Below are 18,496 nucleotides of genomic sequence, written 5' to 3' on the forward strand. Positions count from 1 at the left end.
TCGTCTCTTCCCAACAGCCGAGATCGCCTCGCTCGAGTGATGGCGATGGGATTGCAGCCGGGCCGTCGCGCGATGCGCAACCTCAGGTACGTCCCCACCCCTGGCCCCGGAAGGACCCTTAACAATGATCCCCTTACGCAGTCTCGGCATTTTTCTGCTCGCTATGGCGACGGCATTGCCCAGTGCCGCGCAGATCATTACGACCGAGCGCAACGACGCTGCGTCGTCGGCGGGCGCGCGCGGCATCACCGTCGCCGACCTCAACCGAGACGGCTGGCTCGACATCGCAACCGCCAACCATGATCCGAGCGGCGTGTCGGTCCTCATCAATCGCGGCGCGGCCGGCGGCTACGCGGCGTCGTTCATTCCGATCGCCGGCGGACCGTTCGACATCGCCAGCGCCGACCTGAACAAGGACGGCGTTCCCGACCTCGTCGTCGCCAACCCGGATGCCAACGAGATCGACGTCCTCTTCGGGCTGCCAGGAGGGAGCTTTCGTCCCCCTCTGCAGATCGGTGCGGCGTTCAACCCGCGCGGCATCGCCGTCGGCGACATCGACAAGGACGGCAACCCCGACATCGTCTACACGCTCTACGCCAATCAGGGCGTCGCCGTCCTGTACGGTGACGGGCAGGGCGCCTTCGCGATGCGCGCCGGGCCCGGCACGGTGGGGATCAACCCGCAGGGGGTCGCGATCGCGGACTTCAACATGGACGGCTGGCCCGATCTCGTCGTGGCCTCGTCAGGCAGCGCCGGACTGACCATCCTGTACCAGACGCCGGGCGCCGGCACGTTCACCCGTCAGGACCTCAATGTCCCCTCGCAGCAGAACGTCGTCGTCACCGGGGATTTCAACCGCGACGGGCGTCCGGATGTGGCCGCTGCCGCCACGGGCACAGGTGACATCACGATTTACCTCAACGGCCGCGGGTTCACCGAAACGTTGGTGTACCCGAGTGGCGGCGGCTCGACGCGCAGCATCGCGGCGATGGATCTGGACCGCGACGGCGCGGTCGACATCGTCGTCGGCAACCGCGGCTCGAGCACGATCGATGTACTGCCCGGCCACGGCGACGGCACCTTCGGTCCGGCCTACGGGTTCGCCGCCGGCGCGGGCAGCCGCGCGGTGGCCGTCGCCGACCTCAACAACGATGGACGGCTGGATCTGATCAGCGGTAACGAGTATGCGGCGACGGCAAGCGTGCTGACCAACACCACCACGTTCACGAAGTCCGCGTACGCCTTCAGCCGGACCGTCGTCGGCGCGGCCGACAGCCTCTACGGCAGCCCTGACAGCTCCGACGTGGCCGACTTCGATCTCGATGGCAGATACGACGGGGTCACCGTGGGCGCGCACGGCGGGGCCGTCGTGTTGCTCGGCGATGGGACAAGCACCTCCGTCCCGACGCAGTCCTCGGTGCCGCTGGCGATCCACGCGGCTCGACTCGACGCTGACGGCTACCCCGACATCGTCCTCCTCGATCGCGGAAGCGCGGAGACCGATCGGACGCGCATCGAGGTATACCTGGGTGCGGGCAACGGTCAGTTCCCCCGCCGCAAGACCACGCAGACGTCGCTCGTCGCGTACGACATGCGGCTCGCCGACTTCAATGGCGACGGCCGGCTCGACGCGGCCATCATCGGTCAGCCGACCAATGGCGGACAGCCGCTGACGATCCAGATCTTCCTCGGCGGCGGCGATGGGTCGTTCACTCCTGGCGCGGCGATTCACTTTTCGACCACATACGCGGAGCTGGTGATCGGCGACGTCAATCGCGACGGCAGCGTCGACGTGCTGTCGTTCACCTCGGCTGCCAACGGCGTCAGCGCGCAGGTACTGACCTGGCTGAACGACGGTCGAGGGGGGTTCCCTACCGCGCCGAGAGTCGTGGCGCTCGACGGATTGCAGTTCGTGAACGGCGGCGATCTCGGCGACGTGGATCACGACGGTTGGCCCGACCTCGTCGTTTCGGGATATCCAACCGTGTCCGACGCGGCGGCCCGCAGCACGCTGATCCTCGCGGGCGGGGTATCCGGTTTCGGTGTTCCCCGGACGGTCGTGACCGGCGACCAATACACGTTCTCGCCTCATCTCGCGGACATCACGCTGGACGGCAATCTCGACCTGCTGACCGAGAGCGGGCACGTCGTCCCGGGCCGGGGCGACGGCACGTTCGGGCAGCCGCAGGCGTTCGACTATTACGCGCCGGGTCTGCAGGTGCTCGATTTCAACAAGGACGGGCTGCCGGACGTCGTCGCGCAGGAAGAGGACGGCTCGGTACAGATCCTGTTGAACCAGCGTCGCGACACGAACACGCCGCCGACGGTCGCGCTGCCGGCGGACTACTCCATCCAGTATCGATACCAGTTCGGGGATGGCGAGGAGAACGAGCTCGACGCGCAAGGGTCCGATCCCGATCTGCACCGGCTGACCTACAAGTGGTTCGATGCCGAGGGGAATCTCCTCGCGGACACGCGCCTCGATAACTACTTCATCATGCCGGCGGTCGCGCCTGGCAGCTATACCTATACCGTCGAAGCCAACGACGGACGTGGCGGCACGGCTCGCGATTCGATCACGATCACTATCCTGCCGGAGAAAGAGCTGGTGTTCGACCTCGGCAACCAGATCTTCAACGCTGTCGGCGACAAGTGGTCGATCGTCAACGACACGACCGCGGCGGGCGGCGTCGCGGTACACGATCGCAACGACGGGATGCCCAAGGTGGCGGCGCCGTCGTCGTCGCCCGGCAGTTACGTCGACGTCGAGTTCGTGGCCGATCCGACGCAGACCTACAAGCTCTGGGTGCGCCTGAAAGCCGACGGCGATTCCTGGTCGAACGATTCGGTGTGGCTGCAGTTCACCGGCGCGGTTGACGCAGACGGAAAGGCGTACGAACCAGGATCGGCGACGGGCATCGCCGTCAATCTCGAGGAGTGTTCGGGGTGCGGCGTGTCGGGCTGGGGCTGGCGCGACGAGGCGTGGGGGACGCCGGATGCGATCGGCACCTTGACGCTACGCTTCCCGACGGGAGGCATGCAGCACGTGCGCTTCCAGACGCGCGAGGACGGCGTCTACGTCGATCAGCTCGTGCTGTCGTCGGAGCGCTACATGACGACGCGTCCAGGGGCCGCGAAGAACGACCGCACAATCCTGCGGTCGACGCCGGACTAGTGAACCATTGCGATGAATGGCAAGCGCAAGTCTCTCAGGCGCTCAGGCGCAGGTCCCCAATGCAGCGCGCCAGCCGCCGCACGCTCTCGTCCATCGTCGACGGCAGCACGCTCGTGAAACAGAGCCGCAGCTCGGAGTCGCCCGCCGGGTCGGGATAGAACGCGGGCCCCGGCACGAACGTCACGCCGCTGGCGAGGGCCCGCTCATGCAGCATGGTGGCGCTCAAGCCGGCGCCGAGGCGGCACCAGAGGTAGAGCCCGCCGGCCGGCCGCGCGAAGCGGATCGCGCCGGGCGGCAGGTGCCGCTGCAATGCCGCGATCATCTGCGTGCAGCGCTTGGCGTGTACTGTCCGGATGGTCTTGAGATGGTCGTCGAACGTGCCCTGCCGCATCAGCCGCGCGATCGCGAGCTGGACGAGATTGGGCGTGTGCGGATCGAGCCGCTGCTTGATGATCGCGATCTGATCGACGATCGACGGGGCCGCGGCGATCCAGCCGAGGCGCAGTCCGGGAGCCATCACCTTCGAGAAGCTGTTCAGGTAGATGACGAGGTTGTGCTCGTCCAGCTCGCGGAGCGACGACGGCGGCGCGTCGGTGAAGTACAGATCGCGGTAGGTGGCGTCCTCGACGATCGGCACGCGATAGCGCTGCGCGAGCGAGATGACCTCGCGCCGGGTGCGGATCGGCAGCGTCGTGCCGGTCGGATTGTGGAACGTCGGGTTCGTGTAAATCAGCTTCGGACGATAGCGGACCAGGAGATCCTCGAGTTCGTCGGTATCGCCGCGCAGGATGTCCCAGCCGATCAATTTTGCGCCGGCGGCGCGGAACGACTGGATCGCGCCGAGATAACCCGGACGGTCCATGATGACGGCGTCACCGGGATCGATCAGGCAGCGCGCCAGCAGATCCATCCCCTGCTGCGCTCCCGACAGGACCAGCACGCTCTCGCGCGGGACGTGATACCGGTCCGCAATCGCGTTCTTCAGCGCCGGCTGGCCTTCGGTCGGCCCATGGCCCCACACGACCGACGGCTGGCTGGCGAGCGCGTGGCGGGTGGCCTCGAGGAAGGCCTCGTTCGGAAAGATGTCGAGCGCCGGCTCTCCGGCGGCGAGCGAGAGCAGCCGCGCATCCGACGAATGCCGTACGAGGTCACGCAGCGTCGAATCGCTGGAGCGCAGGGCCGCCGCCGCAATCTTGCCGCGCCAAGCAAAGGGGGTCCCCTCGGGCTCAGGCGCGGCGCACACGAAAGTGCCGCGGCCGACGTAGCCGCGCAGCAGGCCGCGCGATTCCAGCTCGCGATACGCGCTCACGACCGTCGTCCGACTGATCTTGAGTCGCTGGGCGAGCGTCCGCTCCGGAGGGACGCGCGCGCCCGATGGGAGATCGCCCTTGGCGATGGCTTCCTGGAGCAGCGACACGAGATGGCTGTAGAGGGGCCGCTCCGTTCGGACGAACCGATGCTCGATCGACAGCATGAAAGACGACCTCCGTCGTGACCCGTCCACTATGGAGATGGACGGTCCAGCCGAGAAGGTCCAATTCTCACCTGGACGGCGGTTGTTTCAAGTCCAATCTGGGACGGAACTCGGAAAATCGGGGGCCGACTACCAGTCCAATCACGCGAGGTCTGCCCTGAGCAGGTCGGTGTTGATGGCAAAAGCGGCCTCCGCCCCCTCCGCCGCGGCCACGACGACCCATTGCACGGCGCGCGACGCGTCGCCGGCCACGTACAGGCCGGACAGGTGCGTCGATTCGTACTTGCCGGTGAGTACGGTGCCCTTCTCGTTGAACTTGCAGCCGAGCCCGAGCGCGAGCGCCGACTGCTGCGTCTGGCCGGTCGTGAAAAAGAGCGCGTCGCAGGGCAGCGTCTCGCCCGACGCAAAGACGATCCCTTCGAGACGCTCCGTCCCCTCGAGCCGCGCGACGCGGTCCTCGCGCACGGCGATGCGCTGACGCGCGAGCCGCGCCAGGTCGTCGCCGTCGATCTCACTCGGGCCATCGGTGCACAGGACGAGATCGCGGCTCCAGCCGGTCAGCTCCAACGAGAGGCCGAGCCCGCGCGCCCCCCGGCCATAGATCACCAGCGGCCGGTCGCGCACTTCCCAGCCGTCGCAGTACGGGCAATGAAACACGCCGGCGCCGTACCACTCGCGAAATCCCGGAATGGCGGGCAGATTGTCCACCACTCCCGTCGCAATCAGCAGCTTTCGCGAGGTGTGCTCGCTGCCATCGGCGAGCGTGACGTGAAAGTGCGTGCCGGCACGGCACTCGGCGCTGCGCACTTCGATGTCGCGAAGCTCCACGGAGTCGTATCGGCAGAGCTCCTCGCGCGACGCCGCCAGGAACTCGCGCGGCGGCATCCCATCGCGCGAGAGGTAGCCGTGCATGGCGCGCGACGCGGCGTTGCGTGGATGCCCGCTGTCACAGATCAGCACGCGCCGCCTCGCGCGCCCCAGGATCAACGCCGCGCTCAGGCCCGCCGGTCCGGCGCCCACAATGACGACGTCGTACATGGCATCATCGTGCCATGGTTCCGGCGGCGGCTTCGTGCGATCCACGCGGCCGCAGCGATCGCGACAGGACGGCGGTGAGGGTCGCGGCATTCGTCGTCGCCGCGCTGCTGTCGATTGCCGCCGGCGCGCGCGCCCAGGATCACGACCACGACGCGAGCGGCGACCGCGGCTGGACCTTCATGCAGGACGGCGTCGTCTGGGTGATGTTCAACGACCAGGGGTCGTCGCGCGGCGAGCGCGAACTGAAGGCGCCGAATTGGTGGATGGGCATGTTCGAGCGCCCGATCGCGCGCGGGACGTTCACCTTCTCGCTCATGCTGAGCCTCGATCCGGCGACCGTCGGCGCGCAGGGCTACAGCCACATCTTCCAGGTCGGCGAGACATATCAGGGTAACGCGCTGATCGACCATCAGCATCCGCACGACTTTCTCATGCAGGCAGCCGCGATCTGGCGGACGCCGTTTCTCCTGGGCACGACGCTGACGCTGGCCGGCGCGCCGGTCGGCGAGCCGGCGCTCGGGCCGGTGGCCTTCATGCACCGCTCCTCGGCGGTCGAGAATCCGATGTCTCCGCTCGGCCATCACACGCTCGACTCGACGCACATCGCGATGGGCGTGCTCACCGGCGCGCTCGAGAAGGGATGGTTCCAGGGCGAGTACTCGCTCTTCAACGCCGTCGAGCCCGACGAGAACCGGTGGGACCTGATGGATCCCGGGCCGCTCAACTCGTGGTCGGTCCGCGGCTGGTTGCGGCCGTCGCCCCAATGGAGCGCACAGGTGTCTTACGGCTACCTGACGGAGCCCGAACGCATCGAGGAAGGAGACGTCAAGCGGACAACGGCGTCGCTGTCCTGGAAGTCATCGCCGGGCGCGCGATGGACGTCGGCGACGTTCGCGTGGGGCCGCAACAAGAAACTCGGCGGCAAGTACGACGCGTTCCTCGGCGAAGCCACCCACGAGTTCGGCACGAGCGGATCGATCTACGGCCGCGCCGAATCGACGGATGTCGAAGACGACGTCCTGCGCAGTGGCGTCCATACAGCCGGCCTTGGCCGTAAGAACCTGCGCGCGCACGTCGTCCTGCCTGGCGGGATCTCGGCGGTCGGCGCCGTCACGCTCGGCGCCACGAAAACGCTCTGGCGCCCGCGCGGATGGGTTGCCGAAGCCGGCGGCCAGCTCACCGGCTACGGCGTGCCGCCGCCGCTCACGCCCTTCTACACCGCGCATCCGTGGTCGGGCCAGGTGTTCCTCATCGTCCGTCCGCCGGCGATGCACCGCATGCTCGACGCGACGATGACGCACCGGCCGATGTAGGGACGCGGCCGCCGGCGTCAGTCGGTCCGCACCCAGCGCCACATCTCGGCGAACGACGCCCCCTTGCCCTGCATCAGCAGACCGGTGCGGAAGATCTTGCCGGCGGCGTAGACCATCGCGATCGTCGCCGCCGCCGTCAGGCCGACCGACAGCCCGATCTGCCAGAGCGGCGGGCCCGGTGGCAGCATGATGCGCAGCAGCATCAGGAACGGCGTCGCGGTCGGCAGCAGCGAGAGGCCGATCGCGATCGGGCTGTCGGGCGCGTTCAGCACGGCGAACCAGGTGAGCCACGGCAGCATCAACACCAGCATCGCCGGCGGCATCATCCCCTGCGCGTCCTTCAGATCCGAGCAGGCGGCGCCGATGGTGATGAACACCGAGCCGAACATGAACGACGCCAGCAGCAGGAACAGGAACAGCCAGGCGATGTCGGTGCCGTGGATGGCGTCGCCGTAGCCGAAATGGCGGGCGGCGCCGGTGCCGGCGACGATGTAGACCGAGGCGAGCACCAGCGACACCGCGATGCAGCCGGCCAGCTTGCCCATCATCAGCTCGTACGGCGTCACCGATCCGATCAGCACTTCGCTGATCCGGCTCATCTTCTCCTCGATGACGCTGTTGAGGAGCTGCGGCGCCCCAGACATCACCGAGAAGAGCACGATCATCATCATCGCGACGGGAATGGCCAGCGTCCGGACCTTGTCGATGGGCGCCGCCGCCTTGACCGCGCCGCGGGTGTCGCGTTCGACCAGGCCCAGCTCGGCGAGGTCGACGCGCCTGGTCAGCCTCGCCACCAGCGCGCGATCGACGGCGGCGGCGCGGAAGCGGCGGTTGACGATCTCGCGGTTGATGATGGTGGCGATCCAGCCTGGCAGCGCGCGATAGGCAGGGTGATTGGAGTAGTAGCGGATCTCCGCGTTCGACTCGGGCGCCTGCACCCCGGCGGGAATCTCGACGAAGGCGTAGATCTCGTCGCGGCGCACGCGATCCGACAGGGCGGCGCGCGCCTGCGCGTCGTCGTCCTCGAATGTCGCTGCCTCGGGCAGGAAGAGCGGCGCCGTCTGCGTGCCGCGGGCGCGGGCGGCCGCGTTCCATTCGTCCGCCGCCGCCTTGATCGGCCCGTAGAGGACGCCGCTGCGATCGACCACGGCGAATCGCCGATCGTGGAGGTCGGTCGCGTCGCGCGTGAACTTCTGCACGCCGACCGCGACGAGCGAGAACACCGGCATCATCAGCAGCCCGACGATGAACGCCTTCGAACGGACGAGGGTGGTGAACTCCGAGATGGCGATGATCAGCGACTTGTTGGTCATGCACGCTCAAGGGCGGACGAGGGCGCCGCCATGGCCTCGGCCGGTGCCGCGATACGCACGAAGATGTCGTGCAGCGACGGCCGGGCGATTTCGAAGTGATAGACCGTGGTCCGCGCCGCCAGCTCCTGCAGGAACGACTGCGGATCGGCGGAGAGGCGGACTTCCTGGAGCTGACCGTAGTCGTTGACCGACTGGACGCTGCCCAGGCCGGCCAGCGCCGCGGCGCCGCCGGCGGTGCGGAGGCGGACGGTGTCGAAGCCGTACTGCGCCTGGATTTCCTCGAGCGTGCCGTCGAGCACCTTGCGGCCGCGGAAGATCATGAAGATGCGGTCGCACATCCGTTCCGCGGTCGCCATGTCGTGGGTGCTGAAGACGACGGTGGTGCCGCGGCGGCGGATTTCGAGCACGGCGTCCTTGAGCGATTCGGCGTTGACCGGATCGAGCCCCGAGAACGGCTCGTCGAGAATCAGCAGGTCAGGTTGCGAGACGACGGCGCCGACGAACTGCACCTTCTGCGACATGCCTTTGGACAGCGCTTCGATCTTGCGGTCGCCCCAGCCCTGCATCCCGAGACGCGTCGTCCAGTCGTCGATCACCGGATCGAGCTCGGCGACGCGGCGGCCCTTGAGCTGGCCGTAGTAGCGGAGCAGGCGGCGGACCGTCATTTTCTTGTAGAGGCCGCGCTCCTCCGGGAGATAACTGACGCGGTCGCGGGCCGAGCGGGTGTCGGACGATCCGAGCACCTCGATGCGGCCGCTGTCGGGCAGCAGGATGCGCATGATCATCCGCAGCGTGGTGGTCTTGCCGGAGCCGTTGGGGCCGATGAAGCCGTAGATCGATCCCGGCGGCACCTCGAGGGTGAGGCCGTCGACGGCGGCGACGCCGTTGAAGCGTTTGCTGACGTCGGCCAGTCGGATTGCGGGAGGCTGCGGCACGCGGCGATTCTACGGGTTTGACAACCTTGTGAAATTTTTCACATTATAGATGCCGCGCCGCACACCGTCCGCGTTCGCAAAGGCTCAGCGCCTTCGATATAGTCTGCTTGCTTTGACGACCGCCGCACGGACGCCGAAACGATGAGTCAGATTTTCCATCGCAGCCTCAACGTCTGGTCCAAGACCAGCATCGTCCTGGCCCTGGTGCTCGTGTCCTTCCTGGGATGGGCGGTCGTTTCCCTTTCCTGGTCCGGATACGTCACGGGACAGGGCGTGACCGTCGATCAACCGGTGCAGTTCAGTCACGCGCATCACGCGGGGGCAATGGGCATCGACTGCCGCTATTGCCATACGACCGTCGAGGAGTCGCCGTTCGCGAACATCCCCCCGACGAAGACGTGCATGAACTGTCACTCGCAGATCTGGACGAACGCGTCGATCCTGGAGCCCGTCCGCGCCAGTTTCCGCGACAACACGCCGCTGCAGTGGACGCGGGTCCACGACCTGCCCGACTTCGTGTACTTCAATCACAGCATCCACGTGGCCAAGGGCGTCGGCTGCGCGACCTGCCACGGCCGCGTCGACCGGATGCCGCTGATGCTGCAGCAGAACAGCCTGCAGATGAGCTGGTGCATCACCTGCCATCGCAATCCCGCACCGAACCTCCGGCCGCGCGATCAGATTACGAACATGGCCTGGGAGCCGCCCGCAAATGATCCGGATCTGGGCCCGCGGCTGATGAAGGAATACAAGATCCAGGACGTCATGCTGCTGACGAGCTGCTCGACGTGCCACAGGTGAGTATGGAGTTTTCGGCAATTCGATCGCGTCTGGCGGGCGCCAACGGCCGCCTGTTCTGGCGAAGCCTCGGCGAACTCGCCGACACGCCGCAGTTCCGCGAGTACCTGCACCGCGAATTCCCCGAGCAGGCGTCGCAGTTCAACGATCCCAAGGGACGGCGCGACTTCCTGAAGCTGATGAGCGCCTCCCTGGCGCTGGCCGGCGTCTCCGGGTGCGTCAAGCAGCCGCTCGAAAAGATCGTCCCCTACGTCAAGCAGCCGGAAGACATGGTGCCGGGCCGTCCGCTCTTCTTCGCGACGGCTGTCCCGTTTGGCGGGGTGGCGACGCCGGTGCTGGTTGAAAGCCACGAGGGTCATCCGACCAAAGTCGAAGGCAATCCGCAACATCCGGCCAGCGCTGGCGGCTCCGACATCTTCGCGCAGGCCGCGATTCTGACCCTCTACGATCCCGATCGTCTGCAGTCGGTCCGCGACCGGTCGGCGTTCCGCACCTGGGGCGACGCCACGACCGCCGTCAAGGGCGCGCTCACGACCCAGAAGGGCAAGCAGGGGGCTGGACTCCGGTTCCTCACCGAAACCCTGACGTCGCCGACCGTCGCCGAGCAGGTGTCGCTCATCCAGCAGGCGTACCCGCAGGCCAGGTGGCACCAGTGGGATCCGGCAGCGAAGGCCGCCGGCGCCGCTCCCGCGATCTACGACTTCTCCAAGGCGGACGTGATCGTCACGCTCGACGCGGATCTGTTCGCCTGCGGCCCGGCGTCGCTCAAGTATGCGCGCGATTTCGCGACACGCCGCCGCGACGGCATCGACGCGGAAAAGGGCGAGGCCGGCGCCCCGCTGAAGTCGATGAACCGGCTCTACGCGATCGAGAGCTCGCCGACGCTGACGGGCGCGAAAGCGGACCACCGGCTCACGCTGAAGGCGTCGGAGGTTGCCGCGGCCGCGCAGGCGCTCTCGACGGGCTCGCTGAGCGGGACGCTGTCGAACGCGCTGGCGCAGAAGTTCATCCCCGCCGTCGCCAAGGATCTGCAGGCGCACCGCGGACGGTCGGTGGTGGTCGCCGGCGACTTCCAGCCGGCCGCCGTGCATCAACTGGCGCGCCAGATGAACGAGGCGCTCGGCAACGTCGGCACGACGGTCACCTACGGCGCCGGCGTCGAGATCAACCCGGGCGATCATGCCGCGTCGATCCGCGAGCTGGCGCAGGCGATGGACGCCGGCCAGGTCGATCTGCTCCTCATTCTCGGTGCCAATCCGGTCTTCACCGCGCCGGCGGATCTGCAGTTCGCCGAGAAGCTGAAGAAGGTGCAGACCACGGTTACGCTGTCGATGTTTCCCGACGAGACGGCGTTCGTCACGCAGTGGAACATCCCCGAAGCGCACCCGCTCGAGAGCTGGAGCGACGCCCGCGCGTTCGACGGCACCGTCACGGTGCTGCAGCCGCTGATCGCGCCGCTCTACGACGGCAAGACGATCACCGAGGTGCTCACGCTCTTCATCGACGCGCAGGCCGGCAAGTCGGCGCACGACCTCGTCAAGGACTACTGGACGCGCGCCAACGCCGGCAGCGTCGGCGGCTGGAAGGTCACCGATCCCACCGGCGCTCCGTTCAAGAGCGCCGAGAGCATGTGGAAGCACGTGCTGCATGACGGGTTCGTCACCGGCACGGCCGGCCACTCGCCAGCCTCCGCTCCCACTCCCGCTGCGGCAGCCAGCGCTCAACCCTCGGCCGCCGCCGGAGGCGAACTCGAGATCATCTTCCGGCCGGACCCGACGATTTGGGACGGCCGCTTCGCCAATAACGGCTGGCTGCAGGAGCTGCCCAAGCCGCTGACGAAGGTCACCTGGGATCCCACCGCGTGGATCAGCCAGAACCTCGCAAAGGCCAAGGGGCTCGCCGACGGCGACCTGATCGATCTGCGCTACCGGGGCAACACCGCGAAGCTGCCGGTGGCGATCGTCCCCGGCCATCCCGAGCAGTCCGTCACCGTGTTCTACGGCTACGGACGCCAGGTGACGGGCCGGGTCGGTACGGCCGCCGACAAGACGGCGCTCGACTTCGACGTCTACAAGCTGCGCACGTCCGACGCGCTCTACTTCGGCGACGGCCTCGAGATCGCCAAGGCCGGCCGCTACCTGCTGGCGCGCACGCAGGAACACCAGATGATGGAGGACCGCGCGCCGGTGCGCGTGGCCGACGTCGAGGAGTACCGCAAGGACCCGGAAGTCATCGCCAAACAGGGTGAGACCCCGCCCAAAACGCTGACGATGATCCCCGAGTGGGACTACTCGCAGCATTACAAGTGGGGGATGCAGATCGACCTGACGTCCTGCACCGGCTGCGGCACCTGCACCATCGCCTGCCAGTCCGAAAACAACATCCCGGTCGTCGGCAAGGAGCAGGTCCAGAAGGGGCGCGAGATGCAGTGGATCCGCGTCGACCACTACTTCGAGGGGCACCCCGAGGACGGCAACTCGATCAGGACGTACCACCAGCCGGTGCCCTGCCAACAGTGCGAGAACGCGCCGTGCGAGCTCGTCTGCCCGGTCGGCGCGACGACGCACAGCGCCGAAGGCCTGAACGACATGGTCTACAACCGCTGCGTCGGCACGCGCTACTGCTCGAACAACTGCCCCTACAAGGTGCGGCGCTTCAACTTCCTGCTGTACCAGGACTGGGAGACGCCGAACTGGGAGCCGCTGCGCAACCCCGACGTCACCGTCCGCAGCCGCGGCGTCATGGAGAAGTGCACCTACTGCGTGCAGCGGATCAACTACGCGAAGATCGACGCCGAGCGCGCCGACCGCCGCGTCGCCGACGGCGAGGTCGTGCCGGCCTGCGCCGCCGCCTGTCCGGCCGACGCCATCGTATTCGGCGACCTCAACGATCCCAACGCACGGGTGACGAAGTTGAAGGCGCGCGAACGCACCTACGGGCTGCTCGCCGAGCTCAATACCCGTCCGCGCACCACCTACATGGCGGCAGTGCGCAACCCGAATCCCGAACTGGCGTGACGATGACGATTGACCAAGCCTGGCGCGAGCGACCGCAGCGCAGCGAGCCACGCGAATGGAGTGCGCCGGCGACGCGGCGAACGAATGCGCGTGTAGGGGAGTCCGGGTGGCGAAGCCCCTCGGTTGAACGATGATAAATCCGAAGCCGTCCACCTACGAGCCCGCGCCGCTCATCGAGCCCGGCCACACGTTCACATCGATCAGCGACAAGATCGGCGGCGTCGTCCTCACCACCCATCAGCCGATCAGCTGGTTCGTGGTGGTCTCCGTCGGTCTGATGCTGATGGGCATGATGGGGATGGCGATCACCTATCTGCTGCTGAAGGGCGTCGGGATCTGGGGCGTCAACATTCCCGTCGGCTGGGGCTTCGCGATCATCAATTTCGTCTGGTGGATCGGCATCGGCCATGCGGGGACCTTGATTTCCGCCATTCTCCTCCTGCTGAAGCAGGGTTGGCGCACGTCGATCAACCGCTTCGCCGAAGGCATGACCATCTTCGCGGTCATGTGCGCCGGCCTCTTCCCGCTGATCCATACCGGCCGCCCGTGGTTGGCCGCCTACTGGCTGTTCCCCTATCCGAACAGCATGGGGCTCTGGCCGCAGTTCAGAAGCCCGCTCATCTGGGACGTATTCGCGGTCTCGACCTACTTCACCGTGTCGCTGATGTACTGGTACGTCGGGCTCATTCCCGACATCGCGACGCTGCGCGACAAGGCCCGTAACATCTGGGTCAAGCGCGCCTACGGGATGCTTGCGCTCGGCTGGCGCGGCTCGGCGCGCCACTGGCAGCGCTACGAGCACGTCTACCTGCTGCTCGCCGGCCTGTCGACACCGCTCGTCCTCTCAGTGCACACGGTCGTCAGCTTCGACTTCGCGATCGGCATCGTCCCCGGCTGGCACGCCACGATCTTCCCGCCCTACTTCGTCGCAGGCGCGATCTACGCCGGCTTCGCGATGGTGCTGACGCTGGCGATTCCGCTGCGCAAGGTCTACGGTCTGGAAGACTTCATCACCATGCGCCACCTCGAGAACATGGGGAAGGTCACGCTGGTGACCGGGCTGATCGTCGCCTACGGCTACATGTCGGAGGCGTTCTTCGGCTGGTACAGCGGCAACAAGTACGAAGGCTTCATGATCCTGAACCGGATGTTCGGCCCGTACTGGTACATGTACTGGACGCTCATCTTCTGCAACATCCTCACGCCGCAGTGGCTGTGGATCAAACGGGTGCGCACGAGCACGCTGGGTCTGTTCCTGGTCGCGATGGTGGTCAACGTCGGCATGTGGCTGGAGCGCTTCGTCATCGTCGTCACCAGTCTGCACCGCGATTTTCTCCCCTCGTCCTGGGGTATGTATCACGGCACGATCTGGGACTGGATGGTGTTTACCGGCACGCTCGGCATGTTCATCACGTTCTTCTTCCTGTTCATCCGCTTCCTGCCGATGATCTCGATCTTCGAGGTACGGACGATGGCGCCGGCGGCGAAGATGAACGGCTCGGAGGCACACTGATGGACACGGCACGCACCCTGCCGCCGGCCATTTACGGCCTGATGGCCGAGTTCGACGATCCGAAGTCGCTGGTCGAGGCCGCCAGGCGCGTCTACGCCGCCGGCTACCGCAAGCTCGACACCTTCACGCCGTACCCGATTGAAGAGGCGTGGGAGGCCATCGGTCACCACGATCGCCGACTGTCGCCGATCGTGCTGGCCGGCGGTATCACGGGCCTGCTGACCGGCATCGGCCTGCAGGAGTGGGTGCACGAGATTGCCTACCCGGTGAACATCGCTGGCAAGCCGCTCAACAGCTGGCCGCAGTTCGTGCCGGTGACCTTCGAGCTGACGATTCTCTTCGCCGCCATCGCCGGCGTGATCGGGATGATCGCGCTCAACGGGCTGCCGCAGCCGTACCACCCGGCGTTCAACGTCGAGCGCTTCGAGCACGCCTCGCGCGACAAGTTCTTCCTGCTCGTCGAGTCGGAGGATCCGAAGTTCGATCGCACGGCGACCGCGGACTTCCTGAAGGGGCTCCATGCGACGGAGGTCAGCGAAGTTGAGCCGTAAATTCTGTCTGCTGACGGCTGCCTTCTGTCTCCTGATCGCAGCCGCGGGCTGTCGCCAGGACATGCAGAACTCGCCCAAGGCGATTCCGCTGCGTGAGAGCGTGTTCTTCAAGAACGGCTCGAGCGCGCGGCCGCTCGTCGAGGACACCGTCGCGCGCGGCACACTCGAAGACGACGTGACGTTCTTCACCGGCAAGAACGGCGCGGCGGACGTCGATGCGCTGCCCTTCCCGCTGACCGCCGACGTGCTGGATCGCGGCCAGGACCGCTTCAACATCTATTGCCGGCCGTGCCACGGCGCGGCGGGGCTCGGCGACGGCATGATCGTGCGGCGCGGCTATCGCCAGCCGCCGTCGTACCACATCGACCGCCTCCGTCAGGCGCCGATCGGCCACTTCTACGACGTCATGACCAACGGCTTCGGCGCGATGCCGGACTACAAGGCGCAGATCGCGCCGCGCGATCGCTGGGCGATCGCCGCCTATGTCCGCGCGCTGCAACTGAGCCAGCACGCGACGGCCGCCGACCTCACGCCCGAGGAGCGGCAGAAGCTCTCGCAGCCCGCGCAGCCCGCCGGGACGGAACGCAAGGATCCGGGCGCCGATCGCGGGGCCGGGGAGCACAAGCAGTAATGCAGACGAACGTACTCACGACCATCGACACCGCGGGCATCGGGCGCCTGCAGCAGCGCGGGCTCGTCGCGGCCGTCGTCGGCGTGGTGGTCGGCGGGCTCGGCGTGGCGCTGAACCCGGGGCAGCTCGCGCCGTCGCTGCTGATCGGCTTCTGGTTCTGCACGGGCCTGTCGCTCGGCTCGCTGGCGTTGCTGATGCTGCAGCACATGGTCGGCGGCCAGTGGGGCCTCGTCAGCCGCCGTATCTACGAGGCCGGCTCGCGGATGCTGCCGCTGTCGATACTGCTGTTCGTACCGATCGTCGTGCTGGCGCCGCAGCTGTATGTGTGGGCGCGGCCCGAGGGACAGGCGGTGCACGCGATCGCGCACCGCGGGATCTACCAGACGCTGACCGGGTTCGTCATCCGCGCCGTCATCTACTTCGCGGTCTGGCTGTTCTGCAGTTGGCACCTGAACCGCTGGTCGGCGCAGCAGGACGCCGGCGAAGTGGCGCTCGACGAAGCCGACACGCGCCGCTTCCGGGTGATCAGCGCCCCAGGGCTCCTCGCCTACACGATCCTGATGAGCCTGGCGGCGTTCGACTGGACCATGTCGCTCGACCCGGAGTGGTACTCGACGATCTATGGGCTCATCCAGGTCGTCGGCCAGGGGCTGAACGCGCTGGCATTCGGGATCGCGGTCCTGGCGCTCATCTCTCCCCGCGAGCCGATGAACCAGGTGGTGCGCGCGAGCAATTTCCACGATCTCGGCAAGCTGATGCTCGCCCTGGTGATGCTCTACGCCTACTTCTCCTTCTCGCAGTTCCTGATCATCTGGGCGGGCAACCTGCCGGAAGAGATTCCGTACTATCTCGAGCGGCTGCGCAACAACTGGGAGCCGGTGACGCTGTTCCTGGTGTTCGGCCACTTCGTGCTGCCGTTCTGCGTGCTGCTCTCGCGCGATCTGAAGCGGCGGCCGAACCTGCTGGCGCGCGTCGCCTGGTTCATCGTCGGCATCCGCTTCCTGACCGACATCTGGCTGGTGGCGCCCGCGTTCAACCAGTCGGGCACGCCGATCAGCCTGGCCAACGTCGGCGTCCCGCTGGCGCTCGCCGGTCTCTGGGTGTGGCTCTTCGCGCAGCAGCTGGCGAAGCGCCCGCTGCTGCCGGTCAACGACCCGTACTTCAAGGACATGCTCCTGCACGGGCATGAAGGGGGCCATTAAAGATGTCCTCACACCACCCGCACGGCGAGCTGGTCAACGAGAACGTTCATCACGAAGAGTCGGACATCAACGTCCGCGCGATCATCGCCTTCGTGGTGGTGCTCGCCGGGATCACGATCGGGATCCAGGTCGCGATGATCGGTCTGTTCAAGCTGTTCGACACCATCGAGACCCGGACGCAGCCGGTCGTCACCCCGCTCGCCGCCGGGCCCGCGCAGGTCGCCGATTTCCCGGCGCCGTCGCTGCAGACGACGCCGTGGACCGATCTCCAGATGCTGCGCGCGTCCGAAACCGACTACCTGAACGGCTACGGCTGGGTCGACGAGAGCGGCGGCATCGCTCGCATCCCGATCGATCGGGCCAAGGCGATGCTGCTGCAGAAGGGCATTCCCGTCCGCGCCGGCGCCGCCGATCCCGTGGAGGGCACGCACGTCGCCTCGACCGGCGAGTCGAATGGCGGCCGCCTGCTCAAGGCGGGCGGCGCCGATCTGTCCGGCGCACCTGCGCCTGCCGCCAACCCGGCTGTGCCGCCGGTGAACGCCACGATGCCGCCGACCACGACCACCGACACTCCCAGGAAGCCCGGGGGAGGGCTGTGAGACGGACTTCCGCTGGCGCGGGGATGCTGGCAGGCTTCAGGGCCGGTGCGACCGCAGGCGTACGCATCTGCGCGATGGCGGCGGCGTTCGCGCTGCTGACCGCCGGATCAGCGGCGGCGCAGTACGCCGACGCACCGCCGCGGCCGACGCCCGCCACCGCGAAACCCGGTCTGCTGCAGCAGGTGCGGATCGATCAGCAGATCGGCCAGCAGCTGCCGCTGGACCTGCTGTTCAAGGACGAAAAGGGGCGCGACGTGCGCCTCGGGGCGTTCTTCGGCACCAAGCCGGTGGTGCTGGCGCTCGCTTACTACGAGTGCCCGATGCTCTGCACGCAGGTGCTCAACGGCATGACCGGCACGCTCAAGACCCTGTCGCTCGACGCCGGCAAGGACTTCGACGTCGTGGTGGTCAGCATCGACCCGCGCGACACGCCGGAGCTCGCGTCGGCGAAGAAGGCGACCTATCTCGAACACTACGGCCGCCCGGCGTCAGCGGCTGGCTGGCACTTCCTGACCGGCACCGACGCGTCGATCAAGCCGCTGGCGGCGGCGATCGGCTTCCACTACGCCTACGACGAACACCTGGGCCAGTTCGCGCACGGTGCGGCGATCTACGTGGCGACGCCGCAGGGGGTCATCGCGCGCTACCTGCTCGGGATCGATTTCGCGCCGCGAGACCTGCGGCTGGCGCTGGTCGAGGCCTCGCACAACCAGCTCGGCACGGTCGGCGACAAGGTGCTGCTGCTCTGCTACCACTACGATCCGGCGGACGGGAAGTACGGCGCGGCGGTGCTCAACGCGGTGCGCGTCGGCTTCATTCTCACGGTCGGAACGTTCCTGACGTTCCTGTTCGTCAGCCGCCGCCGCGAGCGCGCAGCCTCTGCTGAAGCGTCGGCGGGGGTGGCGCCCGGCGAACACGCGGCGACCCGTACATAACC

The 18,496-nt window shown here is 67.3% G+C and carries 14 protein-coding genes; 10 read left to right on the forward strand and 4 right to left on the reverse strand.

What is annotated here, in order from left to right; all coding sequences use genetic code 11:
* The first annotated feature begins 124 nt into the window (after nucleotides 1-124).
* Nucleotides 125-3,175 (forward strand): FG-GAP-like repeat-containing protein, encoded by a 3,051-nt coding sequence (locus VGI12_03880; protein HEY2431790.1) that lies wholly within the window; start codon nucleotides 125-127, stop codon nucleotides 3,173-3,175.
* 34 nt (nucleotides 3,176-3,209) lie between these two features.
* Here VGI12_03880 and VGI12_03885 read toward each other — a convergent pair whose 3' ends face one another.
* Both VGI12_03885 and VGI12_03890 read right to left on the reverse strand, forming a co-directional pair.
* Entirely contained in the window at nucleotides 3,210-4,649 is a 1,440-nt protein-coding gene (locus VGI12_03885) for a PLP-dependent aminotransferase family protein (GenBank protein HEY2431791.1), read from the reverse strand.
* A gap of 141 nt (nucleotides 4,650-4,790) precedes the next feature.
* The gene (locus VGI12_03890) at nucleotides 4,791-5,687 is read right to left on the reverse strand and encodes an NAD(P)/FAD-dependent oxidoreductase (protein ID HEY2431792.1); all 897 of its coding nucleotides are present in this window, start codon (nucleotides 5,685-5,687) and stop codon (nucleotides 4,791-4,793) included.
* A gap of 74 nt (nucleotides 5,688-5,761) precedes the next feature.
* Between VGI12_03890 and VGI12_03895 the strand changes: the two genes are divergently transcribed.
* The gene (locus tag VGI12_03895) at nucleotides 5,762-7,000 is read left to right on the forward strand and encodes a hypothetical protein (protein HEY2431793.1); all 1,239 of its coding nucleotides are present in this window, start codon (nucleotides 5,762-5,764) and stop codon (nucleotides 6,998-7,000) included.
* A 17-nt stretch (nucleotides 7,001-7,017) separates the two neighbouring features.
* Here VGI12_03895 and VGI12_03900 read toward each other — a convergent pair whose 3' ends face one another.
* Nucleotides 7,018-8,313, reverse strand: coding sequence for an ABC transporter permease (locus VGI12_03900; protein HEY2431794.1), 1,296 nt, complete (start codon nucleotides 8,311-8,313; stop codon nucleotides 7,018-7,020).
* Nucleotides 8,310-9,248, reverse strand: coding sequence for an ATP-binding cassette domain-containing protein (locus VGI12_03905; protein HEY2431795.1), 939 nt, complete (start codon nucleotides 9,246-9,248; stop codon nucleotides 8,310-8,312). The genes VGI12_03900 and VGI12_03905 overlap by 4 nt, the downstream gene beginning before the upstream one ends.
* Nucleotides 9,249-9,389: 141 nt before the next feature.
* On the opposite strand from VGI12_03905, the gene VGI12_03910 reads away from it, so the two are divergent.
* From VGI12_03910 to VGI12_03945, 8 genes are all read left to right on the forward strand, one after another.
* On the forward strand, nucleotides 9,390-10,049 hold the full coding sequence (locus tag VGI12_03910; GenBank protein HEY2431796.1) for a cytochrome c3 family protein: 660 nt from the start codon (nucleotides 9,390-9,392) through the stop codon (nucleotides 10,047-10,049).
* A complete protein-coding gene (locus VGI12_03915) occupies nucleotides 10,037-13,063 on the forward strand; it encodes a TAT-variant-translocated molybdopterin oxidoreductase (protein ID HEY2431797.1) in 3,027 nt (1,008 codons plus the stop codon). Before VGI12_03910 ends, VGI12_03915 begins: the two co-directional genes overlap by 13 nt.
* Before the next feature lie 130 nt (nucleotides 13,064-13,193).
* Nucleotides 13,194-14,576 carry an NrfD/PsrC family molybdoenzyme membrane anchor subunit gene (nrfD, locus tag VGI12_03920; protein HEY2431798.1) on the forward strand — a complete coding sequence of 461 codons (1,383 nt, stop codon included), beginning with the start codon at nucleotides 13,194-13,196 and terminating at the stop codon, nucleotides 14,574-14,576.
* Nucleotides 14,576-15,127, forward strand: a complete 552-nt coding sequence (locus VGI12_03925; protein ID HEY2431799.1) for a DUF3341 domain-containing protein — start codon at nucleotides 14,576-14,578, stop codon at nucleotides 15,125-15,127. The genes nrfD and VGI12_03925 overlap by 1 nt, the downstream gene beginning before the upstream one ends.
* Nucleotides 15,117-15,758: a cytochrome c gene (locus VGI12_03930; protein HEY2431800.1), complete on the forward strand. Its 642-nt coding sequence runs from the start codon at nucleotides 15,117-15,119 to the stop codon at nucleotides 15,756-15,758. The genes VGI12_03925 and VGI12_03930 overlap by 11 nt, the downstream gene beginning before the upstream one ends.
* Entirely contained in the window at nucleotides 15,758-16,960 is a 1,203-nt protein-coding gene (locus VGI12_03935) for a hypothetical protein (GenBank protein ID HEY2431801.1), read from the forward strand. Before VGI12_03930 ends, VGI12_03935 begins: the two co-directional genes overlap by 1 nt.
* Before the next feature lie 2 nt (nucleotides 16,961-16,962).
* On the forward strand, nucleotides 16,963-17,559 hold the full coding sequence (locus VGI12_03940) for a hypothetical protein (protein HEY2431802.1): 597 nt from the start codon (nucleotides 16,963-16,965) through the stop codon (nucleotides 17,557-17,559).
* Nucleotides 17,556-18,494, forward strand: coding sequence for an SCO family protein (locus VGI12_03945; GenBank protein ID HEY2431803.1), 939 nt, complete (start codon nucleotides 17,556-17,558; stop codon nucleotides 18,492-18,494). The genes VGI12_03940 and VGI12_03945 overlap by 4 nt, the downstream gene beginning before the upstream one ends.
* Nucleotides 18,495-18,496 lie beyond the last annotated feature (2 nt).

It is taken from the genome of Vicinamibacterales bacterium, assembly GCA_036496585.1.
Classification (GTDB): domain Bacteria; phylum Acidobacteriota; class Vicinamibacteria; order Vicinamibacterales; family 2-12-FULL-66-21; genus JAICSD01.